Genomic DNA, 21,627 nt, shown 5'->3' on the forward strand with positions numbered 1-21,627 from the left:
TTGTACATTTATACTGAAACCCTGGGGCTGCCTTGCAGCCCTTTCGCGACACAAGGCCGCTCCCACAGGGGATCGTGTTAAAGCGACCAGGTGACTAGATGAATTTTTCTTAAATCGCCGGTTGTCTATTCTTTGGCACAATCAAATCTCTATTAGATGCCCAGGAACCAGCATGCCTCGCGTACTGACCATCGAAGACGACGCCGTCACCGGCCAGGAAATCGTCGCCGAACTTACCAGCCACGGCCTGGAGGTCGAGTGGGCCGACAACGGCCGTGAAGGCCTGGCCAAGGCCATTGCCGGTGGCTACGACCTGATCACCCTGGACCGCATGCTGCCCGAGGTCGATGGCCTGACCATCGTCACCACCCTGCGCAGCCTCAAGATCGCCACGCCGATCCTGATGATCAGCGCCCTCTCCGACGTCGACGAACGGGTACGCGGCCTGCGGGCCGGCGGTGACGACTACCTGACCAAGCCGTTTGCCTCCGATGAAATGGCCGCACGGGTCGAGGTATTGCTGCGCCGCAACAGTGTGCCCATGACCCAGACACGCCTGCAGGTCGCCGACCTGCAACTGGACCTGATCAGCCACGAGGCGCGCCGCGGTGACAATACGCTCAACCTGCTGCCCACCGAATACAAACTGCTGGAGTACCTGATGCGCCACAGCGGCCAGGTGATCACACGGATGATGATTTTCGAAGAAGTCTGGGGCTACCACTTCGATCCGGGCACAAACCTGATCGACGTGCACATCGGCCGCCTGCGCAAGAAAATCGACTCCCCCGGCCAGTCGCCGCTGATCCGTACGGTACGGGGCTCCGGCTATGCCATTGCTGAACCCGTCTAAAGGCTGGAGCTCCTCGACAAGCCGCCTGCTGGCGCTGTACAGCTTTCTGTTCGTGGCCTGGAGCAGCATCCTCATGGGGGTGCTGTACTTCGAGGTGTCCAGCTACCTGAACAAGCTCACCCGCCATTCCATGTTGCAGCGCCAACACCTGTTCGCGCACATGAGCGGCAAGCAGCTGGACGACGCCCTGATCGCCAGCCAGGCCTTCGAGGAGCGCAGCTTTGACGCCTATGGCCTGTTCGACACCCAGCTCAACCCGATTGGCGGCAGTGTGCGCACCCTGCCCCCGGAGCTCAGGCTGGACGGCAAAATCCATGAGTTGAAACGCTGCCTGGATGCCGACGACCCACACCTGCCCCGCGACAGCTGCGATGCGGTGGCGATCAAAGTGCAAGATGGCCGCTGGCTGGTCCTGTTCCGCGATAACGGCTCACTGTTCGTGGTTACCCGGATCATCCTCGATGCCCTGCTATGGGGTATCTCCTTGACGCTGATCCCAGGCTTTGCCGGCTGGTACCTGCTACGGCGCCGGCCGCTCAAGCGTATCCGCGCAATCCAGGCCCAGGCCGAGCTGATCGTCGCCGGCGACCTGACCCACCGTTTGCCCTTGTCGGCCCGGCGCGACGAACTGGACATGCTGGCCGCCATCGTCAACGCCATGCTCGACCGCATCGAGCGGCTGATGCATGAGGTCAAGGGCGTGTGCGACAACATTGCCCATGACCTGCGTACCCCGCTTACACGCCTGCGTGCCCAGCTGTACCGTATTCGCCAACAGAGCGACGTCGACTCCGCGCAAGCCGAGGCGCTGGACCAGGCCATCGGCGAAACCGACACCCTGATGGCGCGTTTTCGCGGGTTGCTACGCATCAGCGAACTGGAAGACCGCCAGCGCCGGGCCGGTTTCGTCCAGCTTGACCCGCATGAACTGCTGGTCGAACTGCACGACTTCTACCTACCGCTGGCCGAGGATGGCGGCATCCATCTGGAACTGCACCAGCCCGCGCAGCTGCCAGCCCTGCACGGTGACCGCGAACTGCTGTTCGAGGCATTGGCCAACCTGGTGGGCAACGCTATCAAGTTCACGCCCGAGGGTGGGCAAGTGCGGATTTGCGCGGCACAGGACGAGACCGGCGTGCACCTGGCCATCGAGGACAGCGGGCCGGGCATTCCCGAAGAAGAGCGTACTGCCGTGCTGAAGCGGTTCTATCGCAGCGAGGAAGGTCACCGCCACGCGGGCTTCGGGCTGGGTCTGTCGATCGTTGCCGCGATCGTTGACCTTCATGGGTTTGGACTGGAGATAGGCGCCAGCGAGCTGGGTGGCGCCAGGCTGGTACTGCATTGCCCATTGATCGGGGTATCAAAGTAACGGCTGGGCGCCTCGCCCAGCAAACGCTTGAACACGGTCGCAAAGGCGCTCGGGCTGCTGTAGCCAAGCGCCATCGCGACGCGCGTGACGGGCTCACCCTTGCCAAGCCGAACCACGGCATCCAGCAAGCATGCCTGCTGGCGCCATTCGATAAAGCTGATCCCGGTGTACAAGCGAAACTGGCGTGTGAACGTGCGCCGGCTCATGCATGCCCATTGCGCCATTCCATCGATACCTGTTTGCAGCGAGGGTGCCGCCAAAAAGGCCTTGCATGCCTGGGCAAGGCGCGGTTCCTCGGGGATCGGCGCATTCAGCGATAGCGCCGGCATGTCGGCAATCTCATGCAGCAGCAAGCCCATCAAGCAGGCATCACGCCCCTGTAGAGGGTGCTGGGCAGGCACTTCGATCGCCTTCTCAAGCAGTTGCTGCACCAATGGGGAAACGGCGAAGACCTGGCAATGCCGAGGTAGGCCAACCCGCTCGGCTGCCTGCGGGCAAATGTAGGCATTGAGCATGATGACCGGGCCGCGCATCTGCATTGCATGGGCCAGTCGCGCAGGCACCCAAATGGCCCGCAACGGCGGCACAGCCCAGTTGCCTGCTTCAGTTGCCACTGTGATCACGCCGCAGGCGGCAAAGGCAAACTGCCCTCGATCGTGACGGTGTTCCGGGAAAGATTCGCCGTCGGCAAAAGCCTTCCTTGTAACCACCACTTCACACAGCGTGTTGGCGTACAGCGTGTCTTCAGCGTATGTCATGGCCTGATTTTAATCAGATTTGACCTTCAATTGAAAGCGGGCCAACCCGCTGGCCGGCATATTTGCTGAAGCGTCAAGGCGCACTGCCGCGACATCTGTAGATTGCCAAACCATGCACAGAAAACACATGATCCTTGCCGTCCTGGTTACAGCCCTTTGGGGCCTCAACTTCCCGCTCACAAAACTGGGTTTGGCCCACATAGACCCACTCCTGCTCACAGGCTTACGCTTCGCACTTTGCGCATTGCCGTGGGTGTTTTTTGTGAAGCGCCCGAAGGTCGCTGTCCATTGGCTAGGTGCATATGGCCTGATCTTTGGCGTAGCCATGTGGGCACTGATCAATCTCGGGATCGCCATGGGGGTGCCAGCCGGCAGCGCCTCGCTACTGATTCAGTTCAGTGCATTTTTTACCCTGGCGTGGGGCTGTTTACTGTTTCGCGAACCCCTGACCGGCACCCAATTGGTAGGGATCGCGCTGGGGGCAACAGGGTTGGTTGGCATTCTGGCAGCAAGCCCCGGCAAAACCACGACCACAGGTTTGCTGCTGCTCTTGATCAGCGCGCTAGCCTGGAGCATCGGCAACGTCATCATCAAGCTGTCAAAGGTGAAGGAGATCTTCGCCTTCGTCATATGGGCCAGCCTTTTTGCGCCAATACCTTTGCTGTCGCTGACCTGGTGGCTGCATGGCACAGCCGCGTTCGTGGCACTGGCAGCGCAGGCGAATGCCGCCGTGGTCTTTTGCCTGTTATTCCAGGTGTATGCCGCGACACACTTCTGCTACTGGGGATGGAATTACCTGTTGCGCGAATACCCAGTGTCCAGGGTAGCGCCGCTTTCGCTGCTGATTCCGGTTTTCGGCATCGCCAGCTCAGCCTTGATTGTGGATGAGGTGCCTAGCGGGTGGGAGTGGCTGTGTATCGCCCTGATCTTATCGGCGCTGGCGGTCGGCATGAAGCCAGGGCGGGCGGTGCTGGGCAGAAAACCGGTGCGTGCCGTTCACTAGCGTGTCGCGAAAGGGCTGCATGGCAGCCCCTTCGCGCCATTGGGTCAGTCCGCCAGACGCCAGGTAGTAGCGCCCTTGCTGTCTTCCAAAACCACACCCATCGCGGTGAGCTGGTCGCGAATACGGTCCGACTCGGCCCAGTTCTTGTCGGTACGTGCCTGCAGACGCGCCTGAATCAGGCCTTCCACCTCGGCAGCATCGACCTTGCCTTCGGCACCTGCACGCAGGAAGTCATCGGCCTCCAGCTGCAGCACACCCAGCACCTCACCCAGCTCGCGCAGGCGGCCAGCCAGGCCGGCAGCAGCCTCCGGGTCGCTGTCGCGCAGGCGGTTGATCTCGCGCACCAGGTCGAACAGCACGGCGCAGGCTTCGGGGGTGCCGAAGTCGTCGTTCATCGCCACGCTGAAACGCTCGACAAACGCTTCGCCGCCCTTGGCTGCCACCCGTGGCAAGCCGCGCAGGGCGTGGTAGAAGCGTTCCAGCGCGCCCTTGGCGTCGCGCAGGCTGTCTTCGGAGTAGTTGATCGCGCTGCGATAGTGGCTGGCCACCAGCAGGTAACGCACCACTTCCGGGTGGTACTTCTCGAGCACATCGCGGATGGTGAAGAAGTTGTTCAACGACTTCGACATCTTCTCGCCGTTGATCCGGATCATGCCGCAGTGCATCCAGGCGTTGGCGTACTGCTTGCCTGTGGCTGCCTCGCTCTGGGCAATCTCGTTCTCGTGGTGCGGGAACTCCAGGTCGCTGCCACCGCCATGAATGTCGAAGCTCTCACCCAGGCAGCAGGTGGACATCACCGAGCACTCGATGTGCCAGCCCGGACGGCCCGGGCCCCATGGCGATTCCCAGCTCGGCTCGCCCGGCTTGACGCCCTTCCACAGCACGAAGTCCAGCGGGTCCTGCTTGGCTTCGTCGACCTCGATGCGTGCGCCGATGCGCAGGTCTTCGATCTTCTTGCGCGACAGCTTGCCGTAGCCGACGAACTTGCCGACGCGGTAGTACACGTCGCCATTGCCCGGGGCGTAGGCATAACCCTTGTCGATCAGGGTCTGGATCATCGCGTGCATGCCGGCGATATGGTCGGTGGCACGCGGCTCCTGGTCCGGCGGCAGGATGTTCAGGCGGCGCTCGTCTTCGTGCATCGCGTCGATCATGCGGGCGGTCAAGGCGTCGAAGCTTTCGCCGTTCTCGTTGGCCCGGTTGATGATCTTGTCATCGATGTCGGTGATGTTGCGCACATACGTCAGCTCGTAGCCGCTCTTGCGCAGCCAGCGGGTGACCAGGTCGAAGGCCACCATGCTGCGGCCATGGCCCAGGTGGCAGTAGTCGTACACGGTCATGCCGCACACGTACATGCGCACCTTGTTGCCATCCAGCGGCTTGAAGGTTTCCTTCGCTTTGCTCAGGGTGTTGTAAATGGTAAGCACGGCGTTTCCTCAGCTGCCCCAGGAGTCACGCAGGGTGACAGTGCGGTTGAACACCGGGCGGCCCGGCTGGCTGTCTTTCAGGTCGGCGCAGAAGTAGCCCTCGCGCTCGAACTGGAAGCGGTCCTCGGGTTGCGCCTGGGCCAGCGACGGCTCGGCACGGCAACCGCTGAGCACTTGCAGCGAGTCCGGGTTGATGTTGTCCAGGAAGCTGCCGCCATCCTCGGTCTTTTCCGGGTTCGGCGAGCGGAACAGGCGGTCGTACAGGCGCACTTCGCACTCGACGCTGCCCTCGGCCGGCACCCAGTGGATCACGCCCTTGACCTTGCGGCCTTCAGGGTTCTTGCCCAGGGTGTCCGGGTCGTACGAGCAACGCAGCTCGACGATGTTGCCATCGGCGTCTTTGATGGCCTCGTCGGCGCGGATCACGTAGCTGCCACGCAGGCGAACTTCACCGGCCGGTTCCAGGCGCTTGTAGCCCTTGGGCGGTTCTTCCATGAAGTCATCGCGGTCGATGTACAGCTCGCGCGCGAACGGCAGCACACGCACGCCCATGTCTTCTTTCGGGTGGCGCGGCAGCTCGAGCTGCTCCACCTGGCCTTCCGGGTAGTTGGTGATGACCACTTTCAGTGGGCGCAGCACGCACATGGCGCGCGGTGCGGTGCGGTCCAGGTCGTCACGGATGCTGAACTCGAGCATCGACATGTCAACCACGCCGTCGGAACGGTTGGTGCCGATCATTTCGCAGAAGTTGCGGATCGAAGCCGGGGTGTAGCCCCGGCGACGGAAGCCGGACAGGGTCGACATGCGCGGGTCGTCCCAGGCGTCGACGTGCTTTTCGTCAACCAGCTGCTTGAGCTTGCGCTTGGACGTGATGGTGTAGTTCAGGTTCAGGCGGCTGAACTCGTACTGGCGCGGGTGCGCCGGCACCGGCAGGTTGTCGAGGAACCATTCGTACAACGGGCGATGCCCTTCGAACTCCAGGGTGCAGATCGAGTGGGTGATGCCCTCGATAGCGTCCGACTGGCCGTGGGTAAAGTCGTAGTTGGGGTAGATGCACCATTTGTCACCGGTCTGGTGATGGTGGGCATGGCGGATGCGGTACAGGATCGGGTCGCGCAGGTTCATGTTCGGCGAGGCCATGTCGATCTTGGCCCGCAGCACGCACTCGCCGTCCTTGAACTCGCCAGCCTTCATGCGGGCGAACAGCTCGAGGTTTTCTTCCACGCTACGCTCGCGGAACGGGCTGTTCTTGCCCGGCTCCTTGAGGTTGCCGCGGTATTCTTTCGCTTGATCAGGGGTCAGGTCGCAGACATAGGCCTTGCCACGCTTGATCAGCTCGACCGCCCAGTCGTGCAACTGGTCGAAGTAGCTGGACGCATAACGCACGTCGCCGGCCCAGTCGAAGCCCAGCCATTTGACGTCGCTTTGAATGGCGTCGATGTATTCCTGGTCTTCCTTGGCCGGGTTGGTGTCATCGAAACGCAGGTGGCAGACGCCCCCAAATTCCTTGGCCAGGCCGAAGTTTACGCAGATCGACTTGGCGTGGCCGATGTGCAGGTAGCCGTTAGGCTCCGGCGGGAAGCGAGTGACGATGCTGCTGTGCTTGCCCGAGTCCAGGTCGGCCTGGATGATCGGCCGCAGGAAGTTCGCAGGGACAGCGGGGGCGCCTTTGGCAGCGGCGTTGGGCGCGTTGTCGGCAGTGGGCTTGCTCATAGGATCCTTGAATGCACGTGTCCGGCCTGGGTAGGCCGATTGAATCAAAGGGCCTATCATAGCCGAAGCAGTCAAGCTGCTGACAGTCGGGCCCGGACAAACTGGCGTGATTTATCACGGCTTTTTGCCCAAGCCTGGCAAAATGGCCAGTGCGCGCCATGTGTCGTGATCGCCTGAACATGCGTCAGGTGATAATCGGCGCCCTGCGCACCCTAATTCCCGATTGCCTTGAAAAAGCGAGCTTCAGCATGTCCAAAGTCAAACTGACCACCAACCACGGCGACATCGTCATTGAACTGAACGCTGAAAAAGCCCCGATTACCGTGGCCAACTTCATCGAATACGTCAACGCAGGCCACTACACCAACACCGTGTTCCACCGGGTGATCAAAGGCTTCATGATTCAGGGCGGCGGTTTCGAGCCAGGCATGAACGAAAAGCGTGACAAGCGTGCCAGCATCCAGAACGAAGCCGACAACGGCGTGAAAAACGCCAAGTACACCATCGCCATGGCCCGCACCATGGAGCCGCACTCTGCTTCGGCGCAGTTCTTCATCAACGCCTCCGACAACGACTTCCTCAACCACAGCGGCAAGAACGTACAGGGCTGGGGCTACGCGGTGTTCGGCGAAGTGATCGAAGGCCGTGAAGTGGTTGATGCCATCGAGAAGGTCGCCACCGGTTCCAAGTCCGGCCACCAGGACGTACCAAAAGAAGACGTGATCATCGAGAAAGCCGAGATCATTGGGTGATACTGCTGATCTCCGATCTGCATTTGCAAGAAGAGCGCCCGGATATTTCCCGGGCGTTTCTTGATCTGCTCGACGGCCGTGCCCGCCACGCCAAGGCGTTGTACATCCTGGGCGACTTTTTCGAAGCCTGGATCGGCGACGATGCCATGACCGCCTTCCAGCAGTCGATCTGCCAGGCCATGCGCCGGCTGAGCGACAGCGGTACGGCCATCTTTCTGATGCATGGCAACCGTGACTTTCTCATTGGCCAAGCGTTTTGCGACGCGGCAGGTTGCACGCTGTTGAGCGACCCCAGCGTGATCGAGCTGGGCGGTGAGCAGGTGCTGCTGATGCATGGCGACACTTTGTGCACCCGCGACCTGGGTTACATGAAGATGCGCCGTTTACTGCGCAACCCGCTGAGCCTGTGGGTGTTGCGGCACCTGCCGCTGTCGGCCCGCTACAAGCTGGCGCGCAAGCTGCGCAGCGAAAGCCGCACACAAACGCGGATGAAGTCCACCGAGATTGTCGACGTCACGCCCGAGGAAGTGCCCAAGGTGATGGCGGCGCACGGCGTGCGCACGCTGGTGCATGGCCATACCCACCGGCCGGCGATTCACAAGCTGGTGGTTGATGGGGAGCCGGCACGGCGCATCGTGCTGGGCGACTGGGACCGCCGGGGCTGGGCCCTGCAGGTAGATGAGCAAGGGTTTCAGCTGGCGCCGTTCGAGTTTTCCTGACGGGCATTGCGTGCCCCATGCAGGAGCGGCCTTGTGCCGCGAAAGGGCCGCACAGCGGCCCCAGATCTCAGCATAACCACCGAAATTGCCGGGGCTGCTCCGCAGCCCTTTCGCGGCACAAGGCCGCTCCTACAAGATCGCAGAAAGCGCTACTGTTGCGCCACCGCCCCTTTGTCACGCTCACTGATCACCACTTCCCGATACGCCGGGTCTGCCTTGATCTGTGCCTCGGTAAACGGCATCACCGCCAGCTGCTTGGCCGCAAAGGCCTTGGTCTGGTCACTGGCATGCGCCGAGGCCGCTTCGCTCGACTGGGAGAACGCCAGTAACCCACGAGCCTCTGGCCCCTTGTCGGTGAAGCTGACCAGCTGCAGGTAGCTGGTACCGCTGACCACCAGCCGCTTGCCCTGCCCGTGCGGCACACTGTACATCGCGTTGTACACACCCAGCGCTTGCGGGCCACCCGGTACCGGCGTGCCATCGAGCGCCTGCTGCACCTGCCCCCAGCGCGCCTCCCCCGCTACACCGCTGTCGCTCACCTGCTTGAGCGACGCCAGTGCCGCCTCGTGTACCAGCTTGCGCACGGCCGCCTGCTCCACCGCCAAACCACGCGGCGTGTGCTGCGGGTCTGCCGGGTCGAAGGCTACGCGCCAGCTTTCCGGGTGTTCGGCCAGGGCGTTGAACAGGTTCTGGAAATGCACCAGGCCAATGCCGCTGTCGAGGTCGGCCTTGCCATTCCAGGCCGCCAGGCTACTGCACACTGCCTGCACATCTGCGCCTGCGCTCTTGCACCAATGCAGCAGGTCTGCCAGCACCAGGTTGGCCAGGTAGACCTCGTCGTCGGTCACCATGCGCTGCAGGTCATCAACGCCCAGCTTTGCCGTGCCCTGCAGGCGCTGCAGGGCAAAGCGGCTGCGCATGCCCAGCGGCTGGTCACTGCGGCTGACCAAGGGTGAATAGCCGGTCAGCGGCTGTGCCGGGTTGACCATCCAGGCCGGGTCGTTGGAGTTCTGCACGAAATCCTGGCGTTCAAGGCTCGGCAGCAGTCGCGCCGGGAAGATTCCCGGTTGCGCAGCCTGGGCGTCGACCTTCCACTGACAGGCGCTGCGCGAACCATCCAGCACCACCATGCGCCCTTGCCCTTGCGGGTTGCTGCAGGCACCCAGCAATTGCTGGTCGACATACGGCACCACCGACTGGTTCAGGTACAACGCCCCACCGCCCTGGTCCACGGCCAAGGTGTTGACCCAAGGAATACCCTGCAATTGCTCGACCGAGCCTTTGAGCGCCGCCAGGCTGTCGGCACGGTTGATCTGGTACCACTGCTGCAACACTCGGGTGTTGTCCAGGTTGGCGTCACGCAAGCTGTAGGCCGCGTGCGCATCCCAGTCCAGGCGCCCGGGCCATTGCACCACCGGGCCGAATTGCGAGCTGTAGACCTGCCGCTCTACCTGGCTCAGGCTGCCGTCTTCTGCCTTGACCGCAACGCTGATGGTTTGCCGGGCCAGTGGCAGCGACTTGCCATCAAGCAGGTAACGGGTCGGGTCCTTAGGGTCGAGCTGCAGACGGTACAGGGTGAAGTGGTTGGAGGTGTCGACGGTGTGCGTCCAGGCCAGGTGCCTGTTGAAACCGATATTGACCACCGGTAGGCCCGGCAATGCCGCGCCCATCACATCCAGCTGGCCAGGGATGGTCAGCTGCATCTGGTAGAAGCGCATGCCGCCCATCCACGGGAAGTGCGGGTTGGCCAACAACAGGCCGCGGCCATTGGCCGAACGCTGCGCGCCCACGGCCACCGCATTGCTGCCGCGCTCCGTGGCAAAGCGTTCTTGCCGCGCCAGTGCGCTGGCGAAACCCGCCGACGCCTGCTGGGGGCTCTGTGCAGGTGGTTGCGCCCCCGCCAGTGCTTCGACGAACTGCCCAACACCGCCTTCGGCCAATAGCCTGCGGGTCAGTTTGACCAGGTCCTGGCTGGTGATCGGCCGCAGCCACTCACCGTTGCCACATTCGGCGGGCAAGCCTTCGCGGCGGCGCTCGGCCAGTGCCCGGTTGTAGCCGCTGGCATAGCCCGCCAGCAATGCCTGCACCTGCGCCGGTTGCGCCTGCAGGAACGCTTCGACCGCCGTTGGGCTGTTGAGCCAGGTGAAGAACAGGTCACTGGCCAGGTTGTCGCGCCGCTCCAGGGTCTTGCCTGTGGCACCAAAATGGCGAGAGCGTTCACCGCTCACGGTCAGCACCTCGTTGGCCAGCAGGCACAGGTTGTCCTGGGCATAGGCATAGCCAACGCCGTAGCCCAGGCCGCGCTCATCCTTGGCCACGATATGCGGCACCCCGTAACTGGTTCGACGGATCTGCGCGCTGGCATCAGTAGCGGGCTGCGCCTGCACGGCAACGCTGAAGGCCACCAATGCAGCGGCCAGGCCTGCGCAAGTCATGGGACGGGAAAGTGGAAACACGGGCGCTCCTCGGGTTCGGGTCTATCCCGATCAGACGAACGGCCAGGTGAAAATTTTACGTCTTACAAGGCGATGGAACGTCTTGAAGAGGAAGAGCCATTTTTTTTACGAGTGGGTTGCAGTTTTTGCGTTCTCATTCGTCCTAGTAAGTGAGGCAACCACATTTCGGGTTCGTCCACGAAAAGGAGCATTCACATGTACAACCCGCAACCCTCGACTCACGCCGGGCGCGTCCCAGGCAAAGCGCCCAACGGACAGGGCGTTTTTTCTGAGGAACGCATCGGCAACGAACAGATCCGCGAGCTGCTGCGCACCTTCGGCCTGCGTACCAGCCTGATCCGGCTCAAGGTGATCGATGCCTTGCACGCCGCTGACCGCAATGGCCGCAGCATTGGCGTACGCGGCGTGCACGCACAACTGGAACAGCTGGATATTCCGCTGTCGTTCCTCAGCGTGCGTGAGGTGCTCAAGCGGCTGTGCACCGAAGGTGTCATCGAACTGGGCAACGACAAATGCTACAGCCTCAACCCCCAGGCGCGCGCCGTACTGGAGCAGACACACACGCGCTGAGCGCATGGCCGGCCACACCTGGCCGGCCCGCACGGATCAGGGCTTGACCTTGCGCCGCAGAATGCCGTTGATCACCACGACCACCACGGCGATGGCGATGGCCGCCATCTGGAAGGTCTGCTCACTGATCGTGCCCTGCTTCTGCAGGTGGGACAGGCCCAGCATCAGGCCCAGTACCACCAGGATGATCAGAAGGGAATATTTGAGGCGCTGCACGTGTGTCATCGAAAGTTCCTTGCAACATCAGGGGCAAATGGCTCGCAACGAGCCGTGGCAATGATACAACGCCCATAGGGCCCGGCGCTGCATTTCCTGCTGGGTAGGGTGGCGACTGCCTGAAAGCATGGGGCTCCAAGCACCCATGCCGGAGGCATCATGTACAAACCCCTGCTGTTCGCGTCCCTGATTCTGACCCCGTTTTCCCTTCACGCGCTGGACACCCGCGAGGTGACGACGGCGCAACTGCGTGAGCTGGGCCGCGACCTGGAGCGCCATGCCGGCGCCAGCCAGTGGCAACAACTGTGGCAACGCGTGCGTCAGGCCGGTTATCTGCAGGCAAACGGTGCGCCGGTGTATTTCAGTGCTCCCATGGCGCAGTTGCCCGAACTGGCCCGGCAAACCTTGGCCCAAGCCGATCAGGTACAGGCGCTGCATCAGACCCAGGCGCTGTACCGTCGCAGCTTTTCCGGCACGGTGATCGGGCAGCGCAGCGGCCAGCCATTGCATGCCTTGTGCCTGGTGGTCGACTGGCGGACGCTGCCCCCAGGCATGCTCGACGCCCCTCACGCCTACCTGCGCAGCGCCAGCCTGCTGAGCAGCTACCCCTGCAACTGAGGGTACCCCGCCCCATCATTGGACGAGCGGAGCGCCCTGATGGGAAATCAACGGCCACAGGCACATCGTGAAGACATGTCCTACATCGCAGGATATCGCTGCCTGCAATCCTTGTTCACCGAGGCTACAAACTGCAACCCATATGTCGCCTAGCGACGCGCCGGGGCTGTCACACAGAATTTGCTCACACCGTCGACATAACGCCGCTGGTGATCGGGTCGCACATTCCCCCATCCCGAAGGAGCGCCATATGGAATTACCAGACTTGAGCCTCATCGATATCAGCCAACTGCCCCACTCGCTGCAGGCCCTGGTCGACTGTATCGGCATCGACAACGCCTACCAGTTGACCTGCGCCTACGGCGGCAGGCCCAAGTACATCCCCAAGTACCGCGAGCGGACCAAGCTGGCCGACGTGCTGCCGGCCGACGCGCTCGACGCACTGATCAAGCGCTTTGCCGGAGTAGCCCTGGAGATCCCCAAGGCTGACCACTTCCTGCGCCAGCTGCGCAACCAGCAGATCCAGAAGGAAAGCGCCAATGGCCTTTCACGCAGCCTGCTGGCCAACAAGTACGGCCTGAGCCTGCGCCAGATCGGCAACATCCGTCGCCAGGAAACTTGCGCTCGCTGACGGCCAGTACCTAGGCCGCCAAGGGTGGCCACCTTTCCCCTCAACACAAAGAGCAAACAGACATGTCGATAGACAACAGCCTCATCGGGTCCGTGATCAACGCCTTGCCCATGGATCGCATGATCGCAGGCCCCCTGCAGGCCATGGTCCAGGCACAGGTTACCGCCAGCAAGTCGTACGCCGACTTCCTGATGCAGGTGTGTGTGCAGGACGGCAAGGCCGTGGCCATCCAGTTCGACTACGACGAGACCATCGTCGACGAACAGGGTGAATACAAGGGTGTGGTCAGCAAGACCATGAAGGTGCCGCTGCTGGCGGCCATCACACACCCGAACATCTCCATCGATGAAGGCAATGTCGAATTCGAGCTGATCATCAATCAGATGTCGGAAGACACCTCCAGCACGGAAATGGGTGCAGAGGTGACCGGCTCACTGGGCTGGGGCCCATTCAAACTGAACGTGAAGGGCAGCGTCAGCCACAAATCCGCCCAGACACGCAAGACCGACACCCGCGCCCGCTACGCCTTCAATACGACGATGAAGCGCCAGGAGCCACCTGAAGCCATGATGAGGGTGATCGAGTTCCTGACCGATGCGGCGACCAAGCCAACCGTGATCAAGACCGCTACCCTGGAAAGCCCGGACGAAATCTCCCAGGCCGACACCTTGAGAGACCCTGCTGCCAATGCCGGCACACCTGCCCCTTGAAACGCCCCCTGCGCCGTAAAACAGCCCCCTGGCCAGCATCAGGGGGCACCATCTGGCCTGAGGAGGCGAGCCCGTGAATACCCCCCCTGCCCCGATGACCTCCATCGACCTGCGTGAGATCACCCGTGGCCTGCAAGAAGCCGCCAGCGCCACCAACAGCCTGATTGCACAACAGTACATCAATCTGTTCGACCAGTTCTTCGAGTGCGACAGCGACGCCCTGGGCGCCCCCATGAAAGCCAAGATGGTCGAGGTGGCCATGGATGGGAAGCACATCATGCGCGTCCCCCTGTTTGCACTGGTGTCGCCCAAGGGCCTGGCCCTGGAGCGCATGCAGGTCGACCTGTCGGTACGGGTCAAAGGGACCGAAGCGCAACAGGCTCTGCTGACTGCGAGCGAGAGCAAGACTGCGAGCTTCAAGGTCACCATCGGTGGCCAAGGCCGTCAGGGCGAAAGCCGTGACCCGGACGAAGTGCAGATCCGCATGCAGTTCCAGGCCAGCGAGCCACCGGAAGCCCTGAACCGGCTGATAGACGAATACACCAACCTGATCGTCCCGGTACGCGCCCTTGATCCGCAGCCCTCGCCCGAGACCAATGAATTCATCGAGGCGGCGACCGTCCGTTGACGGCCGCCCCGGCACCGCTTCAGAAATCGCGCTTGTAGAAGATGTCCAGTGAGCTGGCCAACCCACTGGCGGCTTCCAGGTACACCTTCTTGCTCAGCTTGTAACGCAACGCGATGGTGTTGGCAGGCTCGAACACACCCACGCCGTAACGCAGGCTCAGCTTCTCGGTGATGTTGCCGCTTGCGACCACGCTGGTGGTGTTGCCCGAGCCTTCGGTGTCCAGCTGGAAGTCGTCGATGCCCAGGCTCGAGGCCAGGCTGCCGGTAATACCGGCGCTGCCAGCCAGCCCCAGGCCCAACGCTGCTTCGGCAAGCATGTTGTTGTCCTCACCAGAGTTGCCCAGAGGCCGCCCCAGCACGAGGTACGACAGCGCCTGCTCCTGGCTCATGGCCGGCTCCGAAAACACCTTGGTTGTGGGTTGCTCGGCACTGCCGCTCAGACGTATACCGGCAATCACGTCATCGACTGTGCGGATGGCTTCGATGTCCAGGTAGGGCTGGTCGATCGGGCCGGCAAACAGCAAGCGCGCGCGGCGGATGGTGAGGCGCTGGCCGTAGGCACGGTAGCGGCCGTCGGCCAGGCTCAACTCGCCACGGGTATCGAGGTTGTCGCCGATATGCACGTGACCGAGCAGGTTGGCGGTGAGGCCAAAGCCACTGAACGACAACTTGTCCTGGCCCACTTCAACATCGATGTCCATGGCCATCGCCATGGGCGGCTTGCCCTCTTCGGTCTGGTGACCGACGATCACTGTGTCATCCGATACCTTCACGGTCGACGGCGGCAGTTCGCGCACGGTGATCTTGCCTTTGGGTACAAGCACCTTGCCGGTAACCGCCAGTTTGTCGTCGATCAGGCGCAAGGTCAGGTCCGGGGCGACCTCCAGCGTTGCATAGGGCTCGACCGTGACCGGCAGTTGCTGGCCTTGCAGGCGCAGGTCCATGCCCAATGCCTGCCCCCACGTGAGGTTGCCACTCAACTGGCCGCGCCCTGCATCGCCGCTGCGCCAGCTGCCATTGAGTTGCACCTGTTCGCCAGCGATCAGCGCCTGCAATGACAAGTCCTCAAGACTGGCCGGCAATTCGGCGCCACTGACTTCACCACCGCTGAGCATCAGGTTGCCGTTGACCTGTGGTGCCAGCAAGGTGCCTGAAAGCCGACCGCTGCCGTTGAGCTGGCCGGCCAGGCGTTCGACCATCGGCACGAACGGACGCGCCACCGACAGGTCCAGCCCGGCCAGGCGGAAATCACCTGACAACGGCTTGTTCTTGCCCAACGGGTCGAGGCGCGTATTGACGTTCAGCTCGCCCAGGCGCTCTCCACGGAACGCCAGGCGAGTATCGATACGCCGTGGCGCCAACGTGCTGTCGACACGCAGGGCCTGATAGGGGAAATCGACCCAACGGCCCTTGTCGCGCACACGCAGCGTGCCGCCACTGGCATCAATGACAATGTTGCCTTTGGGGCCGCTGGCCGGGATGTCCAGATTGATATCCGCATTGAGCAGGCCCTGCCAGGCGAAGTCTTTTGGCAGCCACTGGGCCAGGCTGTCGAGCGGGAACTGTTTGAGGTGGTAACGCAAGCGCGGCTCGGGCGCCAGGCGCTGGTCGTCACCACACAGGCTGGCCTGGCCAGAGCGCCAGCAATGGGCACCGAAATCCAGTTGGCCGCTGGCCAAACGCTGCAGCCGCGCCGGCGCTTGCAACTGCCAGTCCTGGCCACCGGCCTGGATACGCCCACTGGCCAGGCGGCCACGCCAGTCACCCTTGCTCAACTGGCCATCCAGGCCGAGGTCAAGCTTGAGTTGCGGGCCATCCAGCGCCAGGGTCAAGGCTTGCTGGCGAATGTCGCCTTTGCCGTTGGCCTGCAGCGTGCCCAATGCCGTGTCGCCCAGGTGAATGCCAGTGGCCTTTAGCTCGATCACACCGCGCTGGGCGTTGTCCAGGCGGGCATCCAGGTCCAGCTGTTGCAGCCGGTTTTCGGCCTGGGCCAAGCGCTGGCCCTGCAAGGTCAGCGTGCCTTGCGGAGCCTGCAAGGTGCCGGCAACATCCAGCCGGCCCTTGACCTGGCCTTGCAGCCTTGGCCACAGCTGGCCCAGGCGCGGGAGGTCAAGGTCGATTCGCCCGGCCAGGCGCTGCTGCAAGCTGCCACTGCCGTTGATACGGTTGTCACCCAGCTGGATCGCCAGGGCGCCGAGTGTCCAGTTCTGCCCCGCCCCCTGGGCCTCAGCCTTGAACACTGCCGGCTGGCCGCGCAGGCGGCCTTTCAGATCAAGCTGGGCATCAAGGGTGAGCACCTCGCCCCTCATCTCGCCCTTGCTGCGCAGCGGACCCGCCAAGGTGCCCGGCAGCTCCGCCAGCCAATAGGCCGGGTCGAGCGCCGAAAGCTGCAAGTCGACATCCCAGGCTAAGGTGTCGGCAAAACGCACGGCCACACTGCCGGCGGCCTTGCCTTGCCCGGCGGTCAGCGCCAGTTGCGGCAGTTTCACCTGGGTCAGGTCACCTTCGAACGGGCTGACCAGGCTGAACGCCCCTGCCGGCCCGTCCAGGTCGCCTTTGAAGGTGCCCTGATAATTGCCATCGCGATAATGCACCTGGGTATTGAAACGCTTGAGGGTAACCTCGGGCGGTGTCTCCAGTGGGTACAGGCGCAACCACGGGAAGTCCTGCCAGTCCAGCTGCGCATCGGCGGTCAAGCCTTGCTGCCAGTCGGCCGTGGCCTGCAGTTTCACGCGCTGGGTGTCGCTGGCGGTCAGGTCAAGGGCATCGAGCCTGGCGCCTTTGCTGTCGACCAACCCGGACAGCGCCAACGCGATTGGCGACTGTTCAGCCGGCAGGCTGGCCGTTCCCGACAGTTGATAACCCTTGAGCAGGTCGCCCTTGGCATCAAGCTTGAGCTGATTCAACTGCAAGGTATCGGGCAGCGAGCCCGCCGGCTTGAACGCCTCTGAACGAATCTGCAGGGTCGCCGGCAGGTGCTCGGCCAGCGCCTGCAACTGCCCGTTCAGCGTGGCGTCGAGGTAACCGCTGCTGGTGCCGGCAAGCTTAAGGGTCTTTTGCAATTCGCCGGTGGCGGTCAGTGCCAACTGCCAGGGTTTGCCGTCCACGGCTGGCAGTTGCAGCTGCGCCTGGAGTTGCACTGGCCAGTCACCTTCGGGCTGCAGGTCGCCCTGCAGGTTTAATTGCAGGTCATCGCGCTGCAGGTGCAGGCTGTCGATGCGCATCCCGCTGCCGGTCCAGTGCGCCGCCAGTTGCAAGTCACCCAGCAGGTCGCTGCCGTCCAGCCGCAGTTGGCCGACCTTGACCTCGCCCAGTTCGATGGCCAGCGGCAAGCGCAGCGCCGGCAACTGCAGCGGGCCGCTTTCGGCCGCCTCGGCACTTGGCGCAAAGGCCATGTCGATGCGTTGTGCCTGCAACCGGTCGATGCACAGGGTTGCGCGCAGCAGGCAGGCAGGCGACCAGGCCAGCAGCGGTGCCTGCACCTCTACCGTGCTGCCACCGTCGGCCCAGCGCAGCATGCTGGCCTGCCAGCTGCCAGCCAGGCGGCCTTGGAAGTCGGCCACCTCAAGCCCGGGCACCTTGCCCAGCGCCCAGCGGCTGCCCGCCTCGGTACCCAGCAGCAGGCCCAGCACCAAGCCCAGGCTCGCGACCACCCCGAGCAGGCCCAGCAGAATGTATTTGATCACGCGTTTCACAGCTCAGGCCCCATGGAAAAGTGCAGGCGAATGCCCCCTTCGTCATCCAGCGCCTTGGCCAGGTCCAGGCGCAACGGCCCGACCGGCGATACCCAGCGCACACCAAAACCGACACCGGTCTTGAGGCTGGGCAGCTCAAGGTTGTTGAACGAGTTACCCTGGTCGACAAACGTCGCGATCCGCCACTTTTCGGTCAGCGAATACTGGTACTCGACACTGCCGGCCACCAGGTAGCGCCCGCCGATGCGGTCGCCATCGCTGTTCTTGGGCGACAGGGTCTGGTAGTCGTAGCCACGCACGCTCTGATCGCCACCGGCGAAGAAGCGCAGCGAAGGCGGAATGTTGTTCTTGAAGCCATTGGTTGCGCTGCCACCGAACTGTACGCGACCGAGAAGGCGGTGGTTGTGGCCAAGGGTGGTCAAGCCTTTGAGCAGTACGTTGCCGTGCAACAGGTTGGTGTCGGAAACAAGCCCTTCCTTGGCCACCTGTACGTCAAACTGCAGGCGGTAGCCGTTATGCGGGTCGATGCGGTTGTCACTGCGCAGGAACGAATAGCTCACGCCAGGCATCAGCAGGTTGCTCAACCCGGAATCGTCACCCAGGCGATATTCCTCGCGCTGGTACTTGAGCGAAATGACCCGCTGCCAGCCGCTTGGCAGCTTGCTGTGCCACTCGGGGCCGACTGTCAGCAGTTTGCTGAGGGTATCGGTACCGGCAAGTTCCTCATTCTGGTAACCGCCGGCGAAGCGCAACTTGTCGGTCAGTGGCGGGTCGAGGGGGATGTCGTACCACAGGCCAACGTTCTGCCGGGGTGCCGACAGCTCGGTTTCCCAACCATAACTGTGGCCCTGCGGGTTGACCCAATGGCGGGTCCAGTTGGCCTTGCCACGCGGACCGACGTCGGTCGAGAAGCCCAGGCCCAGGCCCATGGTGCGTGGTTTGCGGGTTTCCAGGCGGACATCCACCGGAATTTCTTCACCCACGGCGGCGGTGGGCGCAGCATCCACCCGCACGCCTTCGAAATACCCGCTCGATTGCAGGTCATTGTTCAGTTCGGCAATCAGTTCCGAGTCGTAGGGGGTGCCCGGCTTGAACGACACCATGCGCTGCAGCAGGTCATCGTCCAGCGGCGTGTCGCCGCCGAACGTGACGGCGCCCAGGTGATAGCGCGGGCCGCTCTGGTAGACCAGTTCGATATCGGCCACACCGGCCTGCGGATCAACCGCCAGGCGCTGACGGCTGAAGCGGCCATTGAAAAAGCCGTAGCGCGACGCCTGGTTCTGGATCAGCCGCTTGGCATCCTCGTAATTGCCGTGGTTGAGTTGTTCGCCTGCGCGCAGCGCCTTGCTGTCGGGCACCCGAAAGGCCTTCATTTCGCTGGCGGGGCCTTCGATGCGCACGGTCACGTTGCGCAGGCGGATCGGCTCACCCGGGTTGATGCTGAGGATCAGTTGCGGGGAATGGTCTGCATCTTGGGGGGGCTTTACCTCGGTATCGATCTGCGCCTGGTAGTAGCCAAGTGCCTGCGCGGCTTTGCGCGCTTGCTCCTCTGCCCCGCGACTGAAGCGTAACAATGCTTCTTCATCGCGGTCACCAAGGGTGCCTATATAGCCTTCGACATTGGCCTTGAGCGCTTTGTTGGCTGGTTTTACCTTCACCAGCAACTCGCTCTGGCCCCATGCTGCGAAACTGGCGGCCCAGATAACCAGGCCCCAGGTCAATCTTCCTGAATACGTCATGCGGCAAATGCTACCAGAGCCAGGCGCTCAAGGGAGCCGCCTGGCGGGATGTTCAGGCAAAAGTGGAGGTTGAAGAGACTGGATTGGGATGGAAGAAGACCCGTTCCCGGATAGGTCCTACGGCGACCTCACCAATTTCTTCATAGCCCTGGCGCTGGTAAAAGGCCAGGTAATGCTCATTGCCGGTGTCGAGCACCACGCCCTGGGTGCCTGGTTGATCCGCGCACCAGTCGTGCACGGCTTGTAACAATTGCTCCCCGTAATGCTTGCCCTGAAACTGCGGATGTACCCCCAGCAATGGCAACACATGCACCTGATCGGTGGGCAGGCAGGTGGACAGGGCGGCCTGGTAGTCCATGTAACGCCGCGTGCAGCGCAGGCCAGTGCCGAGGATCATGCGCAGGCGCCAGGCCCAGCTGTCGGCAACGCCCAACCGGCGCACCGGCGGCACGATCAGGGCCAGGGCAATCAGGCGGTCGTCCACCAGCAAACCGATGGCAGGTAACTGCAAGTAAAAGTGCTGGCGCACCCATTCGCGCACCATCACCCGCAAACGTTGCTCATACCCTGGGCGCTGGGCTTCGAAGATATAGGCAAAGGTAGGTTCGTGGCGGTAGGCGTTGTACAGCAGCGAACGCGCCTCGCGGCTGTAGCCGTCATCGAGCAGGCAGACTTGAGCCGGAGCGGCAGTGGTTTCGGGCATTGCGGGCAGACCTCCTGGAATGGGCGTACATTGCCTTGGAGGTGCACCACCGCGCTTCGTTCACCCCCTACAGCACGTTAGCAGCAGGCTCCCGAAGCCGCCATGCTGGTGATGTGGGGCGATGTCGGCTAGCATCCCGCCTTTTACCGGGATCGTCTTTCCATGAAGATCGTCTGTTTCAACATCAACGGCCTGCGAGCCCGCCCGCACCAGCTGGCAGCGCTGATCGAAAAGCACCAGCCGGACGTAATCGGCCTTCAGGAAACCAAGGTCAGCGACGATCAGTTCCCGCTGGCCGACGTGGAGGCGCTGGGTTACCACGTGCACTACCACGGCCAGAAAGGCCATTACGGCGTGGCGCTGCTGTCGCGCCAGGCCCCGTTGAGCCTGCACAAGGGCTTTGCCACCGATGAAGAAGAAGCCCAGCGCCGCTTCATCTGGGGCACCTTCGCCGATGCCGATGGCAACCCGATCACCATCATGAACGGCTATTTCCCCCAGGGCGAAAGCCGCGACCACCCCACCAAGTTCCCGGCCAAGCAGCGTTTCTACAGCGACCTGCAGGCACTGCTGGAAGGCCAGTTCCGCAACGACCAGCCACTGCTGGTCATGGGCGACATGAACATCTCGCCGCAGGACTGCGACATCGGCATCGGCCCGGACAACGCGAAGCGCTGGTTGAAGGCCGGCAAGTGCAGCTTCCTGCCAGAAGAGCGTGAGTGGATGGAGCGCCTGAAAGGCTGGGGCCTGGTTGACAGCTTCCGCTACCTGCACCCGGACGTGACCGACCGTTTCAGCTGGTTCGACTACCGCAGCCGTGGTTTCGAGGACGATCCCAAGCGCGGCCTGCGCATCGACCTGATCATGGCCTCGCAGCACCTGGTGCCGCGCATCAAGGCAGCGGGCGTGGACTATGAACTGCGTGGCATGGAAAAACCCTCGGACCATGCGCCGATCTGGTTGGAACTGAGCTGATCGCCGGGTGCCATATCCGCATCACCGCCGCCCTGTGGGAGCGGCCTTGTGTCGCGATAGGGCTGCATCGCAGCCCCAGCAATGTAGACGTTG

At 62.8% G+C, this 21,627-nt stretch carries 19 protein-coding genes; 11 read left to right on the forward strand and 8 right to left on the reverse strand.

Annotated elements, in window-relative coordinates; translation table 11 throughout:
* Positions 1–172 precede the first annotated feature (172 nt).
* Positions 173–853: a response regulator transcription factor gene (locus ACN6NG_RS15765; protein WP_016499978.1), complete on the forward strand. Its 681-nt coding sequence runs from the start codon at positions 173–175 to the stop codon at positions 851–853.
* Entirely contained in the window at positions 831–2,222 is a 1,392-nt protein-coding gene (locus ACN6NG_RS15770) for a sensor histidine kinase (RefSeq protein WP_279923364.1), read from the forward strand. The genes ACN6NG_RS15765 and ACN6NG_RS15770 overlap by 23 nt, the downstream gene beginning before the upstream one ends.
* Here the strand turns inward: ACN6NG_RS15770 and ACN6NG_RS15775 are convergent.
* A complete protein-coding gene (locus ACN6NG_RS15775; RefSeq protein WP_197897749.1) occupies positions 2,135–2,980 on the reverse strand; it encodes an AraC family transcriptional regulator in 846 nt (281 codons plus the stop codon). The two genes, ACN6NG_RS15770 and ACN6NG_RS15775, sit on opposite strands and share 88 nt — an antisense overlap.
* 112 nt (positions 2,981–3,092) lie before the next feature.
* On the opposite strand from ACN6NG_RS15775, the gene ACN6NG_RS15780 reads away from it, so the two are divergent.
* Entirely contained in the window at positions 3,093–3,983 is an 891-nt protein-coding gene (locus ACN6NG_RS15780) for an EamA family transporter (RefSeq protein ID WP_063423574.1), read from the forward strand.
* A 44-nt stretch (positions 3,984–4,027) separates the two neighbouring features.
* Here the strand turns inward: ACN6NG_RS15780 and cysS are convergent, their stop codons facing one another.
* Both cysS and ACN6NG_RS15790 read right to left on the reverse strand, forming a co-directional pair.
* On the reverse strand, positions 4,028–5,410 hold the full coding sequence (gene cysS / locus ACN6NG_RS15785; protein WP_063423575.1) for a cysteine--tRNA ligase: 1,383 nt from the start codon (positions 5,408–5,410) through the stop codon (positions 4,028–4,030).
* Positions 5,411–5,419: 9 nt separating this feature from the next.
* The gene (locus ACN6NG_RS15790; protein ID WP_043196351.1) at positions 5,420–7,123 is read right to left on the reverse strand and encodes a glutamine--tRNA ligase/YqeY domain fusion protein; all 1,704 of its coding nucleotides are present in this window, start codon (positions 7,121–7,123) and stop codon (positions 5,420–5,422) included.
* Positions 7,124–7,371: 248 nt separating this feature from the next.
* Here ACN6NG_RS15790 and ACN6NG_RS15795 point away from each other — a divergent pair, with 248 nt between their 5' ends.
* Together ACN6NG_RS15795 and ACN6NG_RS15800 are read left to right on the forward strand one after the other, a co-directional pair.
* Positions 7,372–7,875, forward strand: coding sequence for a peptidylprolyl isomerase (locus ACN6NG_RS15795; RefSeq protein WP_353455688.1), 504 nt, complete (start codon positions 7,372–7,374; stop codon positions 7,873–7,875).
* On the forward strand, positions 7,872–8,594 hold the full coding sequence (locus ACN6NG_RS15800; RefSeq protein WP_353455687.1) for a UDP-2,3-diacylglucosamine diphosphatase: 723 nt from the start codon (positions 7,872–7,874) through the stop codon (positions 8,592–8,594). The genes ACN6NG_RS15795 and ACN6NG_RS15800 overlap by 4 nt, the downstream gene beginning before the upstream one ends.
* 149 nt (positions 8,595–8,743) lie before the next feature.
* On the opposite strand, the gene pvdQ is transcribed toward ACN6NG_RS15800, so the two are convergent.
* Positions 8,744–11,050: a bifunctional acylase PvdQ gene (gene pvdQ / locus ACN6NG_RS15805; RefSeq protein ID WP_353455686.1), complete on the reverse strand. Its 2,307-nt coding sequence runs from the start codon at positions 11,048–11,050 to the stop codon at positions 8,744–8,746.
* Between the two features lie 195 nt (positions 11,051–11,245).
* Between pvdQ and ACN6NG_RS15810 the strand changes: the two genes are divergently transcribed.
* Entirely contained in the window at positions 11,246–11,620 is a 375-nt protein-coding gene (locus ACN6NG_RS15810; RefSeq protein WP_063423578.1) for a hypothetical protein, read from the forward strand.
* 36 nt (positions 11,621–11,656) lie between these two features.
* Here ACN6NG_RS15810 and ACN6NG_RS15815 read toward each other — a convergent pair whose 3' ends face one another.
* Positions 11,657–11,845 carry a hypothetical protein gene (locus ACN6NG_RS15815; protein ID WP_016499986.1) on the reverse strand — a complete coding sequence of 63 codons (189 nt, stop codon included), beginning with the start codon at positions 11,843–11,845 and terminating at the stop codon, positions 11,657–11,659.
* A 150-nt stretch (positions 11,846–11,995) separates the two neighbouring features.
* Here ACN6NG_RS15815 and ACN6NG_RS15820 point away from each other — a divergent pair, with 150 nt between their 5' ends.
* From ACN6NG_RS15820 to ACN6NG_RS15835, 4 genes are all read left to right on the forward strand, one after another.
* On the forward strand, positions 11,996–12,454 hold the full coding sequence (locus tag ACN6NG_RS15820) for a hypothetical protein (protein WP_063423579.1): 459 nt from the start codon (positions 11,996–11,998) through the stop codon (positions 12,452–12,454).
* A gap of 250 nt (positions 12,455–12,704) precedes the next feature.
* A complete protein-coding gene (locus ACN6NG_RS15825; protein WP_028613808.1) occupies positions 12,705–13,085 on the forward strand; it encodes a Mor transcription activator family protein in 381 nt (126 codons plus the stop codon).
* Positions 13,086–13,147: 62 nt separating this feature from the next.
* On the forward strand, positions 13,148–13,795 hold the full coding sequence (locus ACN6NG_RS15830; protein WP_063423580.1) for a DUF2589 domain-containing protein: 648 nt from the start codon (positions 13,148–13,150) through the stop codon (positions 13,793–13,795).
* Positions 13,796–13,868: 73 nt separating this feature from the next.
* Positions 13,869–14,423, forward strand: coding sequence for a DUF2589 domain-containing protein (locus tag ACN6NG_RS15835; protein ID WP_132840449.1), 555 nt, complete (start codon positions 13,869–13,871; stop codon positions 14,421–14,423).
* A 19-nt stretch (positions 14,424–14,442) separates the two neighbouring features.
* Here the strand turns inward: ACN6NG_RS15835 and ACN6NG_RS15840 are convergent, their stop codons facing one another.
* Genes ACN6NG_RS15840 through ACN6NG_RS15850 form a run of 3 tightly spaced genes read right to left on the reverse strand, consistent with a single transcriptional unit; the run spans position 14,443 to position 20,559 of the window.
* Positions 14,443–18,117, reverse strand: coding sequence for a translocation/assembly module TamB domain-containing protein (locus ACN6NG_RS15840; RefSeq protein ID WP_063423582.1), 3,675 nt, complete (start codon positions 18,115–18,117; stop codon positions 14,443–14,445).
* Positions 18,114–19,856 (reverse strand): autotransporter assembly complex protein TamA, encoded by a 1,743-nt coding sequence (locus tag ACN6NG_RS15845; RefSeq protein WP_063423583.1) that lies wholly within the window; start codon positions 19,854–19,856, stop codon positions 18,114–18,116. The genes ACN6NG_RS15840 and ACN6NG_RS15845 overlap by 4 nt, the downstream gene beginning before the upstream one ends.
* Before the next feature lie 52 nt (positions 19,857–19,908).
* The gene (locus tag ACN6NG_RS15850) at positions 19,909–20,559 is read right to left on the reverse strand and encodes a GNAT family N-acetyltransferase (RefSeq protein WP_016499993.1); all 651 of its coding nucleotides are present in this window, start codon (positions 20,557–20,559) and stop codon (positions 19,909–19,911) included.
* Between the two features lie 162 nt (positions 20,560–20,721).
* Between ACN6NG_RS15850 and xthA the strand changes: the two genes are divergently transcribed.
* On the forward strand, positions 20,722–21,534 hold the full coding sequence (gene xthA, locus ACN6NG_RS15855; RefSeq protein ID WP_197897744.1) for an exodeoxyribonuclease III: 813 nt from the start codon (positions 20,722–20,724) through the stop codon (positions 21,532–21,534).
* Positions 21,535–21,627 lie beyond the last annotated feature (93 nt).

The sequence above is a fragment of the Pseudomonas sp. TSO6 genome, assembly GCF_056098905.1.